This window comes from Cypionkella sp. (assembly GCF_028290025.1).
Classification (GTDB): domain Bacteria; phylum Pseudomonadota; class Alphaproteobacteria; order Rhodobacterales; family Rhodobacteraceae; genus Cypionkella.
Genome location: NZ_JAQGKQ010000029.1, coordinates 1 through 16,745, shown reverse-complemented (window position 1 = coordinate 16,745; position 16,745 = coordinate 1). Strand labels below are relative to the sequence as shown.

Below are 16,745 nucleotides of genomic sequence, written 5' to 3'. Positions count from 1 at the left end.
TCGGGTTTCCGAACAGCTGATGTGCAGCCGCGCGGACTTCCCCAAGGGCGCGGCTGCACTTATCTCTGCCTCAACAGCACGGCGGCTTGGGATCAGCCCGCGCCGCCTTGGGAGACAGAGATGACCTACGAACTTGGCCTAGACACTTTCGGCGATGTGACGATTGACGCCAACGGCAACACCAAGCCGATGGATCAGGTGATCCGCGATGTGGTTGAAGAAGCCGTGGTTGCCGATCAAGTCGGGATTCATTTCATTGGCTTGGGCGAACATCACCGCCCCGATTTCGCGATTTCGGCACCTGAGGTGATCTTGGCGGCGATCGCTGGGCGCACCAGCAAAATCCACCTTGGCACTGCGGTGACGGTATTGTCATCGGATGATCCGATCCGGGTGTTTCAACGGTTTTCCACGTTGAACGCGATCTCTAACGGTCGGGCGGAGGTGATCTTGGGGCGTGGCAGCTTCACCGAAAGCTATCCTTTGTTTGGCTATTCGATGGACGATTACGAGCAGTTGTTTGAGGAAAAGCTGGATATCTTCGCCAAGCTGGTGCGCGAGCCTAGCTTGACATGGTCGGGCGAAACCCGGCCGCCGCTGACCAATCAGATCGTGTATCCTCCGGTTGGGCCAAAGCAGCTGACCACTTGGGTTGGCGTTGGTGGCAGCCCGGAATCGGTGGTGCGGGTGGTGCGGCAAGATTTGCAGCTGATGTTGGCGATCATTGGTGGCGATCCGCGGCGGTTCTTGCCGTATATCGACCTCTATCACCGCGCCGTTGATCAAATGGGCAAAACCGTGCGCCCGATTGGGGTGCATTCACCTGGGTTCGTGGCGGCAACGGATGAGGCTGCGCAAGAGGCGTTGTGGCCGCATTATCAGACCATGATGGGGCGGATTGGCCGCGAACGTGGTTGGCCGCCGATGACGAAAGAGCGCTACATTGAAGAAGTGCGCAATGGCTCGTTGTATGTCGGTTCGCCGGAAACCGTGGCGAAGAAGATCGCCGCGACGATGAAGGATCTAAAAATCCAGCGGTTTGATATGAAATACGCGACTGGCCCTACGCCGCATGATCAGTTGCTGACCTGTATCCAGCTTTACGGCGAGAAGGTCATTCCGATGGTGAATGAATTGCTGAACGCGTAATAGAAGCGAAATGGCCCGCGCCGGATATCCGACGCGGGCCATTTTTATGCAGCGGAGCGGAGATTATTAGGCGCGGCCTGACGTCGCCGAAAGGCTTAACGGCTCTATCCCCATGCCGCGCAATGCCCCGGCCCATTTTGTTGCGGAATTTTCAGCAAAAATCAGCGCGGCGGTCGGCTCCACCGTCAGCCAATCGTTTCGGGTGATCTCGACCTCTAACTGGCCCGGGCCCCAGCCGGTATATCCGAGCGCGAGCAAAGCTTTATCCGGGCCCTGACCCTGCGCAATGGCTTCCAATACGTCCAAAGTGGCGGTCATGCCGTAGCCGCCTTCGATCTGTAACGTCGCAGGGCCGCCGACATAATCGGGCGAATGCAGCACAAAGCCGCGTCCACGCTCTACCGGTCCACCAAAATGCACCGCGATGCTGCGGCTGGCGTCACCCAGCGGGATATCGAGATGCTCTAGCAGCCCGCCAAACGACATATCCGGAAGCAGCTTGTTGATGATCAGCCCCATCGCGCCCTCGGGCGTATGGGCGCAAACCAAGATAACCGAGTGTTCAAAGCGAGGGTCACCCATACCGGGCATCGCCACCAGTAACTTTCCGCACAAATCCATCGAATCGCGCCTTTTTTGCTTGCCTAGGGTCAAGATGGGCAAAGCTGGTTTTGGTTACAAGGCTCTCGCCGGATCGTGATTTCCCCGAAGGCGGGGCTTTGCTTATGACAGGGGGATGTGGAAAATCTTGCTTCTTACGCTTTGTGCCGCCTCGCCTGCCCTTGCAACGACGCAAGATGAGGTTTTGCGCGCCGATCTTTTGCCGGGATGGCAGATGGAAAACGGTCACCATATGGCGGGGTTACAGCTTCAACTCGCCCCAGATTGGAAAACCTATTGGCGTAGTCCGGGGGATGCTGGCATTCCACCGCTGTTTAACTGGTCAGGCTCGGTGAATGTGAAATCGGTGCGGGTGCATTGGCCGAGCCCGGTGGTGTTTCACACCAACGGTATGCAGACGATCGGCTATCACGAGGGCGTTGTGCTGCCGTTGGAGGTGGTGCCACTGGATCCGAGCAAACCTGTGGAATTACGGGCCGGGGTCGATCTCGGGGTGTGCAATCAGATTTGTATGCCTGCGGTGGTGCAGTTATCGGCGGTGTTGGGGCCGGGTAGCCCGGATGCGTCGATCAAAGCCGCGTTGAAGGCGCAACCTATTGGCGCGAAAGCTGCCGGGTTGCGGGCGATTTCTTGTGAGGTGCAGCCGATTGCGGATGGCTTGCGGCTGACGGCGGTGCTCGATCTGCCAAAGCGCGGTGCCGAGACGGTGGTGGTAGAGACGTCTGACGCCAAGGTTTGGGTTGGCGAGGCAGAAAGTACGCGGGTCGGTCGGCGGCTTACAGCGGCGGTGGATTTGGTTGCAGGCAGCGGCGCGCCATTTGCGCTGGATCGGTCGGGCGTGACGGTGACGGTGCTCGGGGCGGGCGGTTCGGTGGAGATCGCCGGGTGTCCTGCGCCGTGAGCGTTGAGGCTGCAGATGCCTCCGGCTAACCGGAATGTTTTTGCATTCCGGTCTGGATACTTGAGCGCAGAGGATGACCTAAGTCGGCGTCTATCCGCGCAGTTTGGCTTGCAGCGACAGCAGATCGGCCCAAGCCTCACGTTTGGCGGCGGGATTGCGCAGAAGGTAAGCCGGGTGGGTCATTGGCAGCACTGGTTTACCAAGCGCCTCGGTCCAGATGCCGCGCAAACGTAGGATGCCTTTGGTGTTCAGCATGGTTTGCAGCGGCGTATTGCCGACCAGCACGATCACGTCGGGGTTCACCAAGGCGATATGCCGCTCTACAAACGGGCGCATCATGGCGATTTCAGCCAGCGAGGGATCACGGTTTTGCGGCGGTCGCCACGGCAGGGTGTTGGTGATGTAAAGCGCAGTTTCGGGGTCTGGCGAGGTGCGGGCAAGGCCGATGGCTGCGAACATCCGATCCAGCAGTTGGCCTGCACGACCGACAAAGGGGCGGCCTTCGCGATCTTCCTCGACACCCGGAGCCTCACCCAGGATCAGCACGCGCGCCTTTGGGTTGCCGTCGGCGAATACCAAGTTGCGCGCACCGCGTTTCAGTTCGCAATGCTCAAATGCGGCGAGGGCTTCGCGCAGGGCTTCGAGCGTTTCGCAATGGTTGGCCGCCGCGCGGGCCTCGAAGATCGCGGCGTCGGGGTTGGGGGCTTCAAGTTCGGGCGGCGGCTGCGTGACTTTGGGTGCTGCGATAACCGGCTTAGGCGCAGGGGCTTTGATCGGCTCGGGCAATTCGTAGCGGTTAAGCGGCGATTCCGCTGAAATATCGCTCAGGCCAAGATCAACCTGCCACGCCAATGCGGCCAAGGCGGCGTGCCAGTCGCCTGCGATGTCATTCTCGATTCCCATATGCTTAGGGTAGGGGGCTTGTTGCGGGGGAACAAGGTGAGTCGGGCGGGCCTTGCCGGGGCCGCTTGGGGTTCTTATAAGCGGCGAAACATGCCCTGGAGATGCCGATGAGCTTTCGCGCCCGCCACCTGCTTGGGATCGAGCAACTTTCGCCCTTGGAAATCACCACGATCTTGGATTTGGCTGATCACTATGTCGATCTGAACCGGCGCACGGTGAAATCTTCGGATGCTCTGGCGGGGCTGACGCAGATCAATATGTTCTTCGAAAACTCCACCCGGACGCAGGCCAGTTTTGAGCTGGCGGGCAAGCGGCTGGGCGCGGATGTGATGAATATGTCGGTCGGCTCGTCTTCGGTGAAGAAGGGAGAGACGCTGATTGATACCGCGATGACGCTGAACGCGATGCACCCGGATTTGCTGGTGGTGCGGCATGGCGCGTCTGGGGCGGTGAATTTGCTGGCCTCAAAGGTCAACTGCGCGGTGCTGAATGCGGGCGATGGGCGGCACGAGCATCCGACACAGGCACTGCTCGATGCGCTGACCATTCGGCGGGCAAAGGGGCGCATACAGCGGCTGACGATTGCGATTTGCGGCGACATTGCGCATTCGCGGGTGGCCCGTAGCAACTTGATTTTGCTGGGCAAGATGGAGAACCGGCTGCGGTTAATCGCTCCGCCAACGTTGATGCCTGCGGGGGTCGAGCACTTTGGCTGCGAGCTTTACGACGATATGCGCAAAGGGCTTGAGGGCGCCGATGTGGTGATGATGCTGCGGCTTCAGAAGGAACGGATGGACGGCGGCTTTATTCCGTCCGAGCGCGAATATTACCACCGCTATGGGCTGGATGCCGAGAAGCTGTCCTTCGCCAAGCCCGATGCGATTGTGATGCATCCCGGCCCGATGAACCGCGGCGTCGAGATTGACGGCGAGTTGGCGGATGACATCAACCGCAGCGTGATTCAGGATCAGGTCGAGATGGGCGTCGCGGTGCGGATGGCCTGCATGGATTTGCTCGCGCGGAACCTGCGGGCCGAACGTGGGCGCGCGGCGGTGGGGACGATGGTATGAGCGATCAAAAACCCAAGCGGAAATGGTCCGACGCCCGGATGAGCGGCATGGTGGCGACCGGGGTGCTGGTGTTTCTCGCGGTGTTTACGGTGGCGTTTGTTTGGATGGCGGGGTGAGATGGCCGATATCAACGCGTTAAGCTCTACGGAGTTTCCAGATTTCTGGAGGGCTTTCTCCACCAAACTAGGACTGAAAACCAATGCGACGCCGCCTTTCTTGCCGACCAAGAAAAACTGGATAGGGTTTCCAATAGGCAGTCCCGGCAGCTTTATCCATATTGCTGTCATTTCGCGGGAGGAGAAATTTCGTGTTGGCCTTACGCTCCAAAATCCAATGGCGACCGAATGGTTCTTAGAACTCAAGCGCAGCAGATTTGAAATAGAGCGCGAGTTTGGCGAGACCCTGTGCTGGGACGAAAAGCCACTCGTGCAGCGCTGTGCAGTCACTTGTTCAGTATCTGCACCAGCCCTTACCGATCGCAAGAATTGGGATGCAGCATTTGAATGGGCGGCACCGCGTATTGTGAGGCTCGAATAAGCATTCCGAGAGCGGCTCGCAGCAATTTCTCGTGAAACGAAAGAGGCAAAATGACCCTCCACTTCACCAACGCCCGTTTGATCAACCCGGAATCTGGCACTGATGAGATCGGCTCGCTCTCCATCGACAACGGAGTGATCGTGGCCCTCGACGGCGATGCTCCGGCTGGGGCGAGCGAGGTGGATTGCGGTGGGCATTGTCTCGCGCCCGGGATAGTTGATATCGGCGTCAAGATTGGTGAACCCGGGGAGCGTCATAAGGAATCGTTCCGCTCGGCGGGGTTGGCGGCTTCGGCTGGCGGGATCACCACGATGGTGGTGCGGCCCGATACCACGCCGTCGATCGACACGCCCGAGGTGTTGGAGTTTGTGACCCGTCGTGCGGGTGAGGCGCGGGTGCGGATCAGGCATATGGCGGCGCTGACCAAGGGCCGCGAGGGGCATGAGATGACCGAGATCGGGTTTTTGCTCGATGCAGGGGCGGTTGCGTTTACCGATGTGTTCAAGGTTTCCAGCGATACCAAGGCGTTAAGCCGCGCGTTTACCTATGCGCGGTCTTTGGGGGCGTTGGTGATCGGGCATCCGCAAGAGCCGGGGTTGTCGGCGGGGGCGGCGGCGACCAGCGGCAAGTTCGCCAGTTTGCGCGGGTTGCCGGGGGTGTCGGCGATGGCGGAGCGGATTGGGCTCGACCGCGATCTGGGCCTCGTTGAGATGACCGGGGTGCGCTATCACGTCGATCAGATCACCACGGCGCGCAGCTTACCTGCGTTGGAGCGCGCCAAGGCGAATGGCTTTGATGTGACGGCGGGGGTCAGCATCCACCATCTGACGCTGAATGAGATTGATGTCGGTGACTACCGAACGTTCTTCAAGTTCACCCCGCCGCTGCGGTCGGAAGAAGACCGGATGGCGATGGTGCAGGCGGTGGCGGAGGGGCTGATCGACGTGATCGGGTCGTTCCACACGCCAGCGGATGAGGAAAGCAAGCGGCTGCCGTTTGAGGAGGCGGCGAGCGGTGCGGTGGGGTTGGAGACTTTGTTGCCAGCGGCGCTGCGGCTGTATCACGCGGGGCAGTTGGATTTGCCGACGTTGTTCCGCGCGCTGTCGCTGAACCCGTCAAAACGGTTGGGGTTGCCGCAGGGGCGGCTGGCGGTGGGCGCTCCGGCGGACCTCGTGTTGTTCGACCCCTACGCACCCTACCTGCTGGATCGCTTCAAATTGCACTCCAAATCCAAGAATACGCCGTTTGACGGCTGCCGGATGGAGGGTAAGGTGCTGGCAACTTATGTCGCGGGCCAAGCGGTTTATCAGGGGTAAGACATGCCGGAAATTACATCCTCGCCGTTGCTGTTGGGGCTGGTGGCCGTGCTGGCCTATCTGCTGGGATCGGTGCCGTTTGGCGTGGTGATCACGCGGGCGATGGGGCTTGGGGATTTGCGCAGCATCGGGTCGGGGAATATTGGCGCGACCAATGTGCTGCGGACGGGCAATAAGGGCGCGGCGCTGGCGACTTTGCTGCTGGATGCGGCGAAGGGGGGCGTAGCAGTGCTGATCGCGCGCTATGCGGTGGGCGAGGATGCGGCGCAACTGGCGGGGTTGGCTGCGTTTTTAGGCCATTTGTTCCCGGTCTGGCTGCGGTTCAAAGGCGGCAAGGGGGTGGCGACCTTCCTTGGCACGCTGCTGGCGTTGGCTTGGCCCGTGGGGCTGGCGGCCTGTGCGACTTGGGCGGTGGCGGCGGCGGTGTGGCGGATATCCTCACTCGCGGCGTTGTTGGCGGCGGCTTTGTCGGGGCTGTGGCTGTTTGTGTTTGATCAGGGGCATATGGTGGTCTTGGCGTTCATTCTGACGGTGCTGATTTACGTGAAACACTGGCCCAATCTGCAAAGGTTGAAGGCGGGGACCGAGCCGAAGATCGGCGCGAAGACATGATCCGGCCGGCGGCGTGTTTGTGTCTGCTTGCGGGGTCGGCCTCGGCGGAAGTTACACTAACGGATCCAGTCAAGGCTATCTTGGACGAGGCGAAAGCTGATTGCGCCAGTCTTGACGGTGGCGTGTTCGAGGCACCTGAAGGAACCGTGGCTAGAGTGGATTTAACCGGCGACGGCATCGTGGAATTTATCGTTGATGCGTCGAAATTCGTCTGCTCAACTTCTGCCAGCTATTGGGGCGGCACGGGCGGATCGCAACTGTCGCTGGTGATCGCAGGCAAGCGGATGGATTACTTCGCGCAGGAATGGAAAGTGGTGGCGTGGAACGAGGATCCAGTTCTGCTGCTGTGGCTGAACGGTGGCGAGTGCGGCGGCGCCGGGGCCGATCCGTGCATCGAGGCGCTGGTGTGGAGCGATTTCAACAAGGCGTTCATGTCGGTGCGGCCAGACGCCAGCGAATAGATGGATGCGGATGCGTTTCGGACGGCGCTGTCGCTGATCCCGGAGGGGTATAGCGAGGGGCTTTATCTTGGGCAGCGTTGGCGGTTGGAGAAGACCACTTACACCCACGGCAGCAGCGTGAAATTCTATGCGCGCAGTTTGGGTGGGACCGATTTTGTCAGCTTGAACCTGTATCATCTCGCGGCGGGAGATGTGCTGAAGCCTTGCGAAATGGCCGAGGATAAGGTGCGGGATTTTGTGCTTGGGGTGGTTATCGAAGCACAGCTTTGAAGCGCGGGTGAGGACAGTTTTGGAGCGGATTTGCCCCGCTACGAATTGGGCACCGCGCTGCAAGATTTCGCTGCCAAAAACACCGCAGCTTTGTGGATCACAGCCGGATCGCCGGTCAGGAAAAATCTGCCGCCGGAAATCCTGCCTTGCAACTGCGGCTCGGCCACCAGCGCGCCGCAGACGAAGATCGAGATGATCCGCCCATGCGGATCTTTGGTAAAGCTGGAAAGCGGTGCCAGCCAATCCGGCGTAACTGTCACTTCCAGCGCATCTTGGTTGTTAAAATCCTTGATCACGCGGGCGCTCGAAACTGCATCTGGCGGCAGATCAAACGCCTGATTGTTCAGCACGAAGCGCACAAAGCCTTTCCCATCGGCAACAACGGGAAAGGCCGTCAGTAAGACGGTCAGGGCAAAGGCGATTGATTTCAATGCCTTGCCCATTTGATCAATACACCACCACTGCGCGGATCGACTCCCCGGAATGCATGAGATCGAAGCCTTTGTTGATGTCTTCCAGCTTCAACACATGGGTTATCATGCTGTCGATCTCAATTTTGCCGTCCATATACCAATCGACAATTTTCGGAACATCCGTGCGACCGCGTGCGCCACCGAAGGCGGTGCCTTTCCAGATCCGGCCAGTTACCAGCTGGAAGGGCCGTGTTTCGATCACCGCGCCAGCCGGGGCGACGCCGATGATGATCGATTGGCCCCAGCCGCGGTGGGTGCATTCCAGCGCGTCACGCATGACTTTGACGTTGCCGGTGCAATCGAACGAGTAATCCGCGCCGCCGATTTTATCGAAGGGGGTCTTGGTGAGGTCAACGATGGCTTGGACGACCGAGCCTTCGATTTCCTTCGGGTTGATGAAGTGCGTCATCCCGAACTTCTCGCCCCACGCTTTTTTGTCGTTGTTCAGATCGACGCCGATAATCATATCGGCTCCAGCCATTTTCAGACCTTGGATGACGTTCAGACCGATGCCGCCGAGGCCAAACACCACAGCTTTCGCGCCAATCTCGACCTGCGCCGTGTTCAGAACCGCGCCAATGCCCGTGGTGACGCCGCAGCCGATGTAGCAGATTTTATCAAACGGCGCGTCCTCACGCACCTTGGCGAGGGCGATTTCTGGCACAACGGTGTGGTTGGCGAAGGTGGAGCAGCCCATGTAGTGATGGATCGGGGTACCATCGAGCATCGAAAACCTTGTGGTGCCATCGGGCATCAAGCCTTGGCCTTGGGTAGTGCGAATGGCGGTGCAGAGGTTGGTTTTGCGCGACAGGCAGGACGGACATTCGCGGCATTCTGGCGTATAAAGCGGAATGACGTGATCGCCGACTTTCAGCGAGGTGACGCCGGGGCCGATGGCGATGACCACACCAGCGCCTTCATGGCCCAAGATCGCCGGGAACAGCCCCTCGGGGTCTGCGCCTGACAGAGTGAATTCGTCGGTGTGGCAGATGCCAGTAGCTTTAATCTCAACCAGAACCTCACCGTGCTTGGGGTCAGCGAGGTTGACCTCCATGATTTCAAGCGGTTTGCCGGGGGCAATGGCGACGGCGGCACGGGTGCGCATGGGTGGCTCCTGTTACGTTGGAATTTGCGCCACGCTGGGGTATTTGGTGCGAAAATGCAACGCGAGAAACGACGGATTGGCGGCGGTTTTGACCGGTTGGGCGTGGGCGATAGGACGTGGGACTAAGCAGGAAATCACCATTGAGGTGGTGCCGCTTCGGCTGAATGCAGTTGGGACTAACGATAAGCTGCTCCTTAGGCTATTCTGCTGCAAGTTTATTGAAGGAGGCACCTTATGCGTGCGCTGATGTTTGTTTTGCCGCTGGCGTTGCTGGGATGTGTGCCGGAGGATGCCCCGGGGCCGTTGCCGGAGCCGATTGAGGATGCCTGTGGGGCGAGTGCGCTGCAAACTCTGGTGGGCCAGAGTGCCAAGCGGCTGGAGGTGATGCGATTTGGCCAACCTGTGCGGATCATTCGACCTGGCATGGCGGTGACGATGGATTACTCCGCTGAGCGGTTGAATATTGAGATCAATGAGGCGGAAATGATCGCGCGGGTAAGCTGCGGTTAGATTGGCGGGTTGAACCCGGTAATTTGAAACCCCGGCAGGTTTGGCTTGCCGGGGCTTTTTGTTAGAGCAATGCGTCGCGTTTTAAAGCCGATAGGCGGTGTGGCACGCTTTGCACGCGCCGCCGACCGCGCCCATCCCAGCTTTGACACCATCGGCTGAGGACGCATCCAAGGCGGTGGCGGCATCGCCCAATGCCTTGGCTTTCAGCACGAAATCATCCCAGTTTGTCCAGATTTCTGGTTTGGCTTCGGAAGCAGGATCGCTGCCGGGTTTCTCGAATACCGCCGGGATATCGGCTGATCCGCTAACGAGTTTCGCCTTGGCGGCCTCGGCTGCGGCAGCGTCGAAGGCGGTATCGCCGGATGCCATGCCGCCCAGAGTCTTGGCAGCACCGCCGAAGCTTTTCATCAGATCTTTGTGGGCGATCACGATGGGATCGGTGGCTTCGACTTCGGCAAAAGCGGCACCTGCGCAGAGCGCAAGCACGATTGAAAAGGCTTTGGTGGCTGACTTCATGGTATGGCTCCCGATTGAATCTGTGCAGTATATCCAGCATTTGTCGGATCGGAACAGACTTTAGTCTGACATATCTGTGAGCGGCGGAAAGGTGGATATCGGGCAACAGGTGCCGCCTCGGGTGGCATCGAGCCACCGCTCGGCGGCGCTGCCGGAGAGCGGTGTTTGGCGGTGCATTGATTGGGATGGCTGAATTTCGCTATCGGCTGGCGGGATTTTCGGGCATCAGGATGGGTAAAAGTGAGGGCAACATGTCGGCCAATACGACAAATATGACAACGATTGCCGGGCGGACGCCGCGGTTGGCGGTTTTGATCGACGCCGATAACGTACCAGCGCGGCATGCGGTGGCAATTTTGGATGAGATTGCGAGCTTTGGCGATCCGTCGCTGCGCAGGGTCTATGGCGATTGGTCGTCTCAAGCTTTGACGCAGTGGAAGGAAGCCGCGCGCGATTTGGGGCTGGTGATGCATCAGCAATCGGCCAACACCAAGGGCAAGAATGCAAGCGATATTGGGCTGGTGATTGATGCGATGGATATTCTGCACGCGGGTAAGGTCGATGGCTTTGTGCTGGTGTCGTCGGACAGCGATTTCACCCGGTTGGCGAGCCGGATCCGTGAGGACGGGTTGCAGGTGATCGGGATTGGCGAGTCTAAGACGCCGGACTCGTTGCGCAAGGTTTGCAATCGGTTTGTGTTCATCGAGAATATCGTCAGCGGGGCGGAGGCTTTGGAAGTGAAGCCGGGCAAGCCGGATTCGGCGCGGGAACCTGCGGCGGCGGTCAAACAGTCAGCGGCGCAGGCTATTCCGCTGATCAGTGACGCGATGAAAAAGATCGACCCGGATCAGGATGATTACTCGCTGGGGCAGTTGGGGCAGGTGATCACGCAGCTGCATCCTGATTTTGATCCGCGGTCTTATGGCTCGGCCAAGCTGTCGGATTTGCTACGGAAAACCGGGCGGTTTGAGGTGTTTCAGGGGCTGAACAACGCGATGAAGGTGCGGGATAAGGCTTGAGTGGTTGGGGTGGGGCGCTGGATTTGCAAGCACTCCGCCGCCGCCCCGGACTTGATCCGGGGCCTCCTGCGGTGCGTTCAATGGGTCGACGCCCCGGCCTTCGCCGGGGCGGCTTGGAGATGGTGGCTCAGTCCGCGATTTCTACGGTCGCCCATGTCTCAAAACACACGCCGTTCGCCAGCGCCATGACGCCGATGGTGGCGCGACCGCCGAGGCCGATATCGCGGCCGAAAACTTCCACGAACAGGTCAGACATGCCAGACGAGACTTTGTGGACGTCCTCATATTCGGGCGTGCAGACCACGAAGTTCAGCGTGCGGACGATGGATTTCACGCGGTCGAGTGACCCCACAGCCTGCCGGATACCACCGAGAACGTTCAGCCCGGTTTGACGCGCAGCGGCGTAACCTTGTTCAGTCGTGAGGTCTTTGCCGAGACGGCCTTTGTGGGTGATCTGGGTGCCGATTTGTGCGACATGACCGGACAGAAACAGCAGGCTTCCAATGCGGTGGTAGGGTTTCATCGTGCCATAGTCGGCTCCGTAATAGCCCATCACGTCAAAGTCGGGCAAATCAAGCCCCATGTGCAGCGCCATCGCTTCGGGTTGCATCTTGGACACGCTTTAGCCTCCGATCAGTTTCCAGGTGATTTCTTGGGTGGATTTTGACAGCGCATCGGTGGGGCCATCGACGATGCCACAATCGAGCAGGTTATTCTCGTCGGTGATGCGGGCGGAATAGACGTTCACATTGACCAGAGGGGCTTCGACATTGCCGACGGGCGCGCCTGCTATGCTGTGACCGATGCTGAAGGTTTGCTCATGCGGCCAGACGGTTGCTTCCTCCGCGCCAAGGTAAAGCTGGCCCATTTCGTTGACGGGCAACACGTTACCAGTGGCCGGATCGCCCCAGAAATAGCTGGCGACTGTGACCATCTCACCCGCCTCTTGCAGCTTGGGGGCGGAGGCCGCGTCGAAGGTGATGTGTAGGGTGACGTTGGTTTCTTGAGCCATAGCAGGGGTGGTGAGCAGCATCAGAGCGGATAGGCAGAGCAGGGGCTTCATTGCGATCTCCGGTCTGGATATGCCAAACTATCGCGGCAGGCTGGGGGTTTGGCAAGGCGTTAGGCCCAGTTTTCAGGCGGGGTCGATCTGCAACCAGACGCCGCCTTCGGGGCGCAGCGTTAGGATCATCACGGGCTTGGGGTCGCGACCGGGGATGCGACTGAATTTGAAGCGGGCGAGCAGGGTGGCGAGGATGATCACCGCCTCTTGCAGCGCGAAGGATGCGCCGATGCAGATGCGCGGGCCGTCGCCGAACGGCAGATAGGCGAAGCGGTCTATGGCTTTGGGGTCGGTGAAGCGGGCGGGTTTGAAGGCGTCGGGGTTGTCCCACAAGGCATGATGGCGGTGCAGGGCGTAGATCGGCAGGATCACGGTATCGCCGCGGCGAACCTCTCGGCCCAGCAGGGTATCGGCGGTTTGGGCGGTTCGCGAGAGGAAGGCAGCGGGGGGGTACAGCCGCAAGGTTTCATCGACGATACGCCGGGTGAGCGGCAGGTTGGCGATATCGGCGACGGTGGCGGCTCGGTCGCCCAACACGGCCTGAGCCTCGGCCCGGGCTTCAGCTTGGATTTCGGGTGCAAAGGCGCAGAGATATAGCGCCCAAGACAGCGTGAGAGCTGTCGTCTCATGGCCAGCGACGATGAAGGTAAGCAGGTTATCGCGCAACTCAGCGGTGCTCATCTGGCGCTGGGTGGTGGGGTCTTCGGCTTTCAGCAGCAGGTCGAGCAGATCGGGGCTGGGCTTTGCACCCTCAACGCGGCGGCGGTCGATGGCGGTATCGGCGACGCGTTTCATCTCACGGATGCCTTGGGTGGCGAACATCCGGCCGGGGCGTGGCACCCAAGCCGGAGCGCCAAGGATATCGAGCAATGAGATTTTGGCGGTCTGGCCGATGTAGGTTTCGATCGCTTGATGCACGGCAGCGCGGTCAAAGCCCGCACCGCCCGAGAAGGTCACGTCCGAAATCACCTCAAACGTTGCGGTCACCATTTCGGCGAACATATCCGCGCCCCGGCCCAGACTGGCGGCGATGCGCTCGGACGAGCGTTCGGCGGCAAGCGTCATCACTGGGGCGAGGCTTGCCACATTGCGGTGGGTGAACACCGGGGCAGCGGCGCGGCGCTGCCACATCCAATGCTCACCTTCAGCCACGAACAGGCTTTCGCCGATGGCAGGGCCGAGGATCAGCTTGGTGACCAGCGATTTCGGATAATCATCGACGCGGTCGCGCAGGATACGGCGCAAGGTTACCGGGTCCATCACCATATGCCAACGCTTGCCGGTGGTGCCGGACAGGATAGGCGCATGGGTGGCAGCCTCGGGGATCAGCAGCAGCACATTGCGGCGGGCAGCCTGCAACGAACCCGCAATGCCGAGCGGCGTGTTGCCAAGCGGGACGCGCACTGGGTTGGGGGACGGGATCGGCGCTGCGCTGGATGCGGCGGATCGGGGCCTGATCTGGGACATGGGGCGTCTCCTTTTCAGTCAAGATAGGGCGGGCGCTACGGCTGGCAAAGGGGACATTCGGGCGCATGATGTTTCAGCGCACAAATCGGCATTTGTCGCAGGGCGGTTGGTCTGGCAGCTTATAGCAATGGAGGAACAGATGCAGATAGAACGGATTGCAGCCTTTGCTTTGGGCGATCAGGGCGGAAACCCGGCGGGGGTGGTGATTGGCGATGCCTTGCCTGCCCGCGAGGATATGCAACGGATTGCGCGCGAAGTGGGCTATTCGGAAACAGCCTTCGCCTCGCGGGATGGCGACCACTGGCAGGTGCGCTATTTCGCGCCAGAGTCCGAGGTGCCGTTCTGCGGTCATGCCACTATCGCGCTGGGCTGCGCTTTGGGTCAGCGGTTTGGCGCGGGGCGGTATGAGTTGCAACTTTCCGGCGCGCGGATTTCGGTCGAGGCGGTGCTGACGGGTGCAGGCTGGCAGGCGACGCTTACCTCGCCACCGACATGGTCAAAGCCGATGCCCGCGGCTTTGTTGGCCGAACTGCTGCCGCTTTTCCATCTGACGCCTGCCGATCTTGATGCCAGCCTAGCGCCGCATCTCGCCCATGCCGGGGCAACCCATGCGGTGCTGGCATTGCACAATCGCGCCACGCTGGCGGCGATGGCGTATGATTTCCCGGCGGTGCTGGCGCTGATGCAGCGTGAGGCGGTGACGACAGTTAGTCTGATTTACCGTGAGGATGCCGACACTTTTGTGGCTCGCAATGCCTTTGCGGTGGGTGGTGTGGTCGAAGACCCTGCCACCGGTGCCGCTGCGGCGGCTTTGGGCGGATTGCTGGTTGATCTCGGTCGGGGTGCGAGCAGTTTTGCTATTCGGCAGGGCGAAGACATGGGCGCGCCCTCTTTGCTGCATGTCAGCGTAAGCGGGCAAAAAGGCGCGGCGGTTCGGGTCAGCGGTGCGGCGCGCTTGCTGTAAGCGGTTCAGCTTCCCAAGGTGCAAACCCATTGCCGCGCGGCCAGCGCCTAGCGATTCCAATTCATCGTGAAGCCGACTCGCTCTAGGTTGCTTTGCGCGCCACGCAACGCTATCCCGAAAGCAACGGCTTAAATCCCCAAAGGGAATCGTCCATGCGTCTGCTTCGTTTGCTTGCTTTTGGCCTTGGCCTGACTGCTCTGGCCGCCTGCCAGACCAATGATCTGAAAGAGCCGCCGGTGCCACTTGGCAACTTCCGTCTTGGTTTAAACATCGCGGTGGCGGACAATTTGCAGAAAGTGCCGATTTCCCGCGAGGCCAGCAAGGCCGACTGGGAAGCTGCGATCAAGAAGGCGATAGATGAGCGCTTCGGCCGCTATGAAGGCGATAAGCTTTATAATATTGGCATCTCGATTGACGGCTATGCGCTGGCGCCTCCGGGCATACCAGTGGTGCTGAAACCGAAATCGGCCTTGGTGATTACCGCTAATATCTGGGACGATGCGGCGCAGAAAAAGCTGAACCCTGAAGGCAAGCAATTAACGATTTTCGAGCATATGTCGCCGGAAACCTTCATCGGCTCGGGCGTGACGCAGAACAAGAAAAAGCAGATGGAGATTTTGTCGTATAACGCGGCGAAAGCGGTTGAGAGATGGATGCTGAGCAATCCGGAATGGTTTGGTCTGCCGCCGAAGGGAACTGCTGTCGCGGCGGCTCCGGCTGCGGTGACGCCAGTTGCTCCGATTGCGGCTGCTCCGATTGCGGCTGCTCCGGTTACGGCTGCTCCGGTTACGACTGCTCCGATTGCGAGTGCTCCTGTTGTGGCACCCGCCCCAGCTCAGGTTGCGACGCCTGCCAAGACTGCAACGCCAGCTAAACCCGCAATTGTTCTGCCTGTTCCGACCAAAATCGTGCCGCGCACGGGGACACCGTAACCATGCGCCTCTGCATCGCCCTGCTTGGTTTGCTCACTCTGTTAAGCTGCGCGCCGCGTTTGCTGGAAGATCAGGCGGCGGCCAATTTGGTGGTGCGGAACGTGACGGTTGACACGTCGGCGATTACCGGGGTCGCTGGACGTAAGATGGACTTTGATGTCTCACCCGCACAGATTAAAGCGGATCTGACTGCCGCGTTGCGCAATAAATTGCGTGCTACGCCGCAAGGCCATGGCGACGTCACAGTGAAGATCACCTCGGTGCGGCTGATGTCGCGGATGCAAGAGATGATGCTGGGCGGCGCTAGCTATGTGCAGGGCACCATCATGGTGGCCGACACCGTGACCGGACAGCAGATCGTGGCGCCAACCAAGGTTTTTGCCACTTCGCAGCGGTTGCGGGTTGGCGGTCCGATTGGCGCGGCAGTGGCTCCTACGGCGAAGCAAGATTATCACGAAACCCTAGAGAGTTTTGCGATGAATGTGCTGGTGCGGCTGTCGCCCCGCAACAACGCTATGGTGGCGGCTGATAGCCCTGCCGTCAAAGCTGGCCGGGTCAAAATCGCGCAATAGGTTTGGCTGTGGTCTGCGCGCGATAGCAGGCGCTGGACTTCCCTGAAACCGGTCCTGAAACTGGGCATCCCCTTGATTTTCCGCCGCCGGGCGTTTAAGTGCCCGCCCGTGTAGATACGGGCTCGATTTCGGGCCTGCAAAGATAGGGTGCCCCGACCATGGCAAAGGCAAAGTTTGAACGGAACAAACCGCACGTTAACATCGGCACGATTGGCCACGTTGACCACGGCAAGACGACGTTGACGGCAGCGATCACGAAATACTTCGGCGAATTCCGCGCCTAC

At 60.0% G+C, this 16,745-nt stretch carries 22 protein-coding genes; 14 read left to right on the top strand and 8 right to left on the bottom strand.

Annotated features, from left to right (window positions below; all coding sequences use genetic code 11):
• Window positions 1–120 precede the first annotated feature (120 nt).
• Window positions 121–1,149, top strand: a complete 1,029-nt coding sequence (locus JWS10_RS04080; protein ID WP_299505046.1) for an LLM class flavin-dependent oxidoreductase — start codon at window positions 121–123, stop codon at window positions 1,147–1,149.
• A gap of 66 nt (window positions 1,150–1,215) precedes the next feature.
• On the opposite strand, the gene JWS10_RS04075 is transcribed toward JWS10_RS04080, so the two are convergent.
• Window positions 1,216–1,770 carry a YqgE/AlgH family protein gene (locus tag JWS10_RS04075; protein ID WP_299482438.1) on the bottom strand — a complete coding sequence of 185 codons (555 nt, stop codon included), beginning with the start codon at window positions 1,768–1,770 and terminating at the stop codon, window positions 1,216–1,218.
• Window positions 1,771–1,885: 115 nt separating this feature from the next.
• Between JWS10_RS04075 and JWS10_RS04070 the strand changes: the two genes are divergently transcribed.
• The gene (locus tag JWS10_RS04070) at window positions 1,886–2,671 is read left to right on the top strand and encodes a protein-disulfide reductase DsbD domain-containing protein (protein ID WP_299482435.1); all 786 of its coding nucleotides are present in this window, start codon (window positions 1,886–1,888) and stop codon (window positions 2,669–2,671) included.
• A gap of 90 nt (window positions 2,672–2,761) precedes the next feature.
• On the opposite strand, the gene JWS10_RS04065 is transcribed toward JWS10_RS04070, so the two are convergent.
• Window positions 2,762–3,574, bottom strand: a complete 813-nt coding sequence (locus tag JWS10_RS04065; RefSeq protein WP_299505044.1) for a uracil-DNA glycosylase — start codon at window positions 3,572–3,574, stop codon at window positions 2,762–2,764.
• 107 nt (window positions 3,575–3,681) lie between these two features.
• Between JWS10_RS04065 and JWS10_RS04060 the strand changes: the two genes are divergently transcribed.
• The 6 genes from JWS10_RS04060 to JWS10_RS04035 all read left to right on the top strand — a co-directional run bounded on the left by JWS10_RS04060 (window position 3,682) and on the right by JWS10_RS04035 (window position 7,840).
• Window positions 3,682–4,644 carry an aspartate carbamoyltransferase catalytic subunit gene (locus tag JWS10_RS04060; RefSeq protein WP_299505042.1) on the top strand — a complete coding sequence of 321 codons (963 nt, stop codon included), beginning with the start codon at window positions 3,682–3,684 and terminating at the stop codon, window positions 4,642–4,644.
• A 117-nt stretch (window positions 4,645–4,761) separates the two neighbouring features.
• Window positions 4,762–5,181: a DUF4268 domain-containing protein gene (locus tag JWS10_RS04055; protein WP_299505040.1), complete on the top strand. Its 420-nt coding sequence runs from the start codon at window positions 4,762–4,764 to the stop codon at window positions 5,179–5,181.
• 50 nt (window positions 5,182–5,231) lie between these two features.
• Window positions 5,232–6,497 carry a dihydroorotase gene (gene pyrC / locus JWS10_RS04050; protein ID WP_299505038.1) on the top strand — a complete coding sequence of 422 codons (1,266 nt, stop codon included), beginning with the start codon at window positions 5,232–5,234 and terminating at the stop codon, window positions 6,495–6,497.
• A 3-nt stretch (window positions 6,498–6,500) separates the two neighbouring features.
• Complete coding sequence (gene plsY, locus JWS10_RS04045; RefSeq protein ID WP_299505036.1) at window positions 6,501–7,109, top strand: glycerol-3-phosphate 1-O-acyltransferase PlsY; 609 nt, start codon at window positions 6,501–6,503, stop codon at window positions 7,107–7,109.
• On the top strand, window positions 7,106–7,570 hold the full coding sequence (locus JWS10_RS04040) for a hypothetical protein (RefSeq protein ID WP_299505034.1): 465 nt from the start codon (window positions 7,106–7,108) through the stop codon (window positions 7,568–7,570). Before plsY ends, JWS10_RS04040 begins: the two co-directional genes overlap by 4 nt.
• On the top strand, window positions 7,571–7,840 hold the full coding sequence (locus tag JWS10_RS04035; RefSeq protein WP_299505032.1) for a hypothetical protein: 270 nt from the start codon (window positions 7,571–7,573) through the stop codon (window positions 7,838–7,840).
• A 38-nt stretch (window positions 7,841–7,878) separates the two neighbouring features.
• Here the strand turns inward: JWS10_RS04035 and JWS10_RS04030 are convergent, their stop codons facing one another.
• Window positions 7,879–8,271 carry a hypothetical protein gene (locus JWS10_RS04030; protein ID WP_299505030.1) on the bottom strand — a complete coding sequence of 131 codons (393 nt, stop codon included), beginning with the start codon at window positions 8,269–8,271 and terminating at the stop codon, window positions 7,879–7,881.
• Between the two features lie 16 nt (window positions 8,272–8,287).
• A complete protein-coding gene (locus tag JWS10_RS04025; protein ID WP_299505028.1) occupies window positions 8,288–9,418 on the bottom strand; it encodes an S-(hydroxymethyl)glutathione dehydrogenase/class III alcohol dehydrogenase in 1,131 nt (376 codons plus the stop codon).
• Window positions 9,419–9,652: 234 nt separating this feature from the next.
• Here JWS10_RS04025 and JWS10_RS04020 point away from each other — a divergent pair, with 234 nt between their 5' ends.
• Window positions 9,653–9,928 (top strand): I78 family peptidase inhibitor, encoded by a 276-nt coding sequence (locus JWS10_RS04020; protein ID WP_299505026.1) that lies wholly within the window; start codon window positions 9,653–9,655, stop codon window positions 9,926–9,928.
• A gap of 81 nt (window positions 9,929–10,009) precedes the next feature.
• Here JWS10_RS04020 and JWS10_RS04015 read toward each other — a convergent pair whose 3' ends face one another.
• A complete protein-coding gene (locus JWS10_RS04015; RefSeq protein ID WP_299505024.1) occupies window positions 10,010–10,444 on the bottom strand; it encodes a cytochrome c in 435 nt (144 codons plus the stop codon).
• 272 nt (window positions 10,445–10,716) lie between these two features.
• On the opposite strand from JWS10_RS04015, the gene JWS10_RS04010 reads away from it, so the two are divergent.
• Window positions 10,717–11,463 carry an NYN domain-containing protein gene (locus tag JWS10_RS04010; protein ID WP_299482449.1) on the top strand — a complete coding sequence of 249 codons (747 nt, stop codon included), beginning with the start codon at window positions 10,717–10,719 and terminating at the stop codon, window positions 11,461–11,463.
• Between the two features lie 127 nt (window positions 11,464–11,590).
• Here the strand turns inward: JWS10_RS04010 and JWS10_RS04005 are convergent, their stop codons facing one another.
• From JWS10_RS04005 to JWS10_RS03995, 3 genes are all read right to left on the bottom strand, one after another.
• Window positions 11,591–12,073: a RidA family protein gene (locus tag JWS10_RS04005; RefSeq protein ID WP_299505065.1), complete on the bottom strand. Its 483-nt coding sequence runs from the start codon at window positions 12,071–12,073 to the stop codon at window positions 11,591–11,593.
• A gap of 12 nt (window positions 12,074–12,085) precedes the next feature.
• The gene (locus tag JWS10_RS04000) at window positions 12,086–12,526 is read right to left on the bottom strand and encodes a hypothetical protein (RefSeq protein ID WP_299505022.1); all 441 of its coding nucleotides are present in this window, start codon (window positions 12,524–12,526) and stop codon (window positions 12,086–12,088) included.
• A 72-nt stretch (window positions 12,527–12,598) separates the two neighbouring features.
• Window positions 12,599–13,993 (bottom strand): cytochrome P450, encoded by a 1,395-nt coding sequence (locus tag JWS10_RS03995; protein WP_299505020.1) that lies wholly within the window; start codon window positions 13,991–13,993, stop codon window positions 12,599–12,601.
• Window positions 13,994–14,132: 139 nt separating this feature from the next.
• On the opposite strand from JWS10_RS03995, the gene JWS10_RS03990 reads away from it, so the two are divergent.
• From JWS10_RS03990 to JWS10_RS03975, 4 genes are all read left to right on the top strand, one after another.
• Complete coding sequence (locus JWS10_RS03990) at window positions 14,133–14,957, top strand: PhzF family phenazine biosynthesis protein (protein ID WP_299505019.1); 825 nt, start codon at window positions 14,133–14,135, stop codon at window positions 14,955–14,957.
• A 152-nt stretch (window positions 14,958–15,109) separates the two neighbouring features.
• Window positions 15,110–15,889 (top strand): hypothetical protein, encoded by a 780-nt coding sequence (locus JWS10_RS03985; protein WP_299505018.1) that lies wholly within the window; start codon window positions 15,110–15,112, stop codon window positions 15,887–15,889.
• A gap of 2 nt (window positions 15,890–15,891) precedes the next feature.
• Window positions 15,892–16,461, top strand: coding sequence for a hypothetical protein (locus tag JWS10_RS03980; protein ID WP_299505017.1), 570 nt, complete (start codon window positions 15,892–15,894; stop codon window positions 16,459–16,461).
• Between the two features lie 158 nt (window positions 16,462–16,619).
• Window positions 16,620–16,745 (top strand): GTP-binding protein (locus JWS10_RS03975; protein WP_232017738.1); only part of this gene is annotated, 126 nt, incomplete at its 3' end.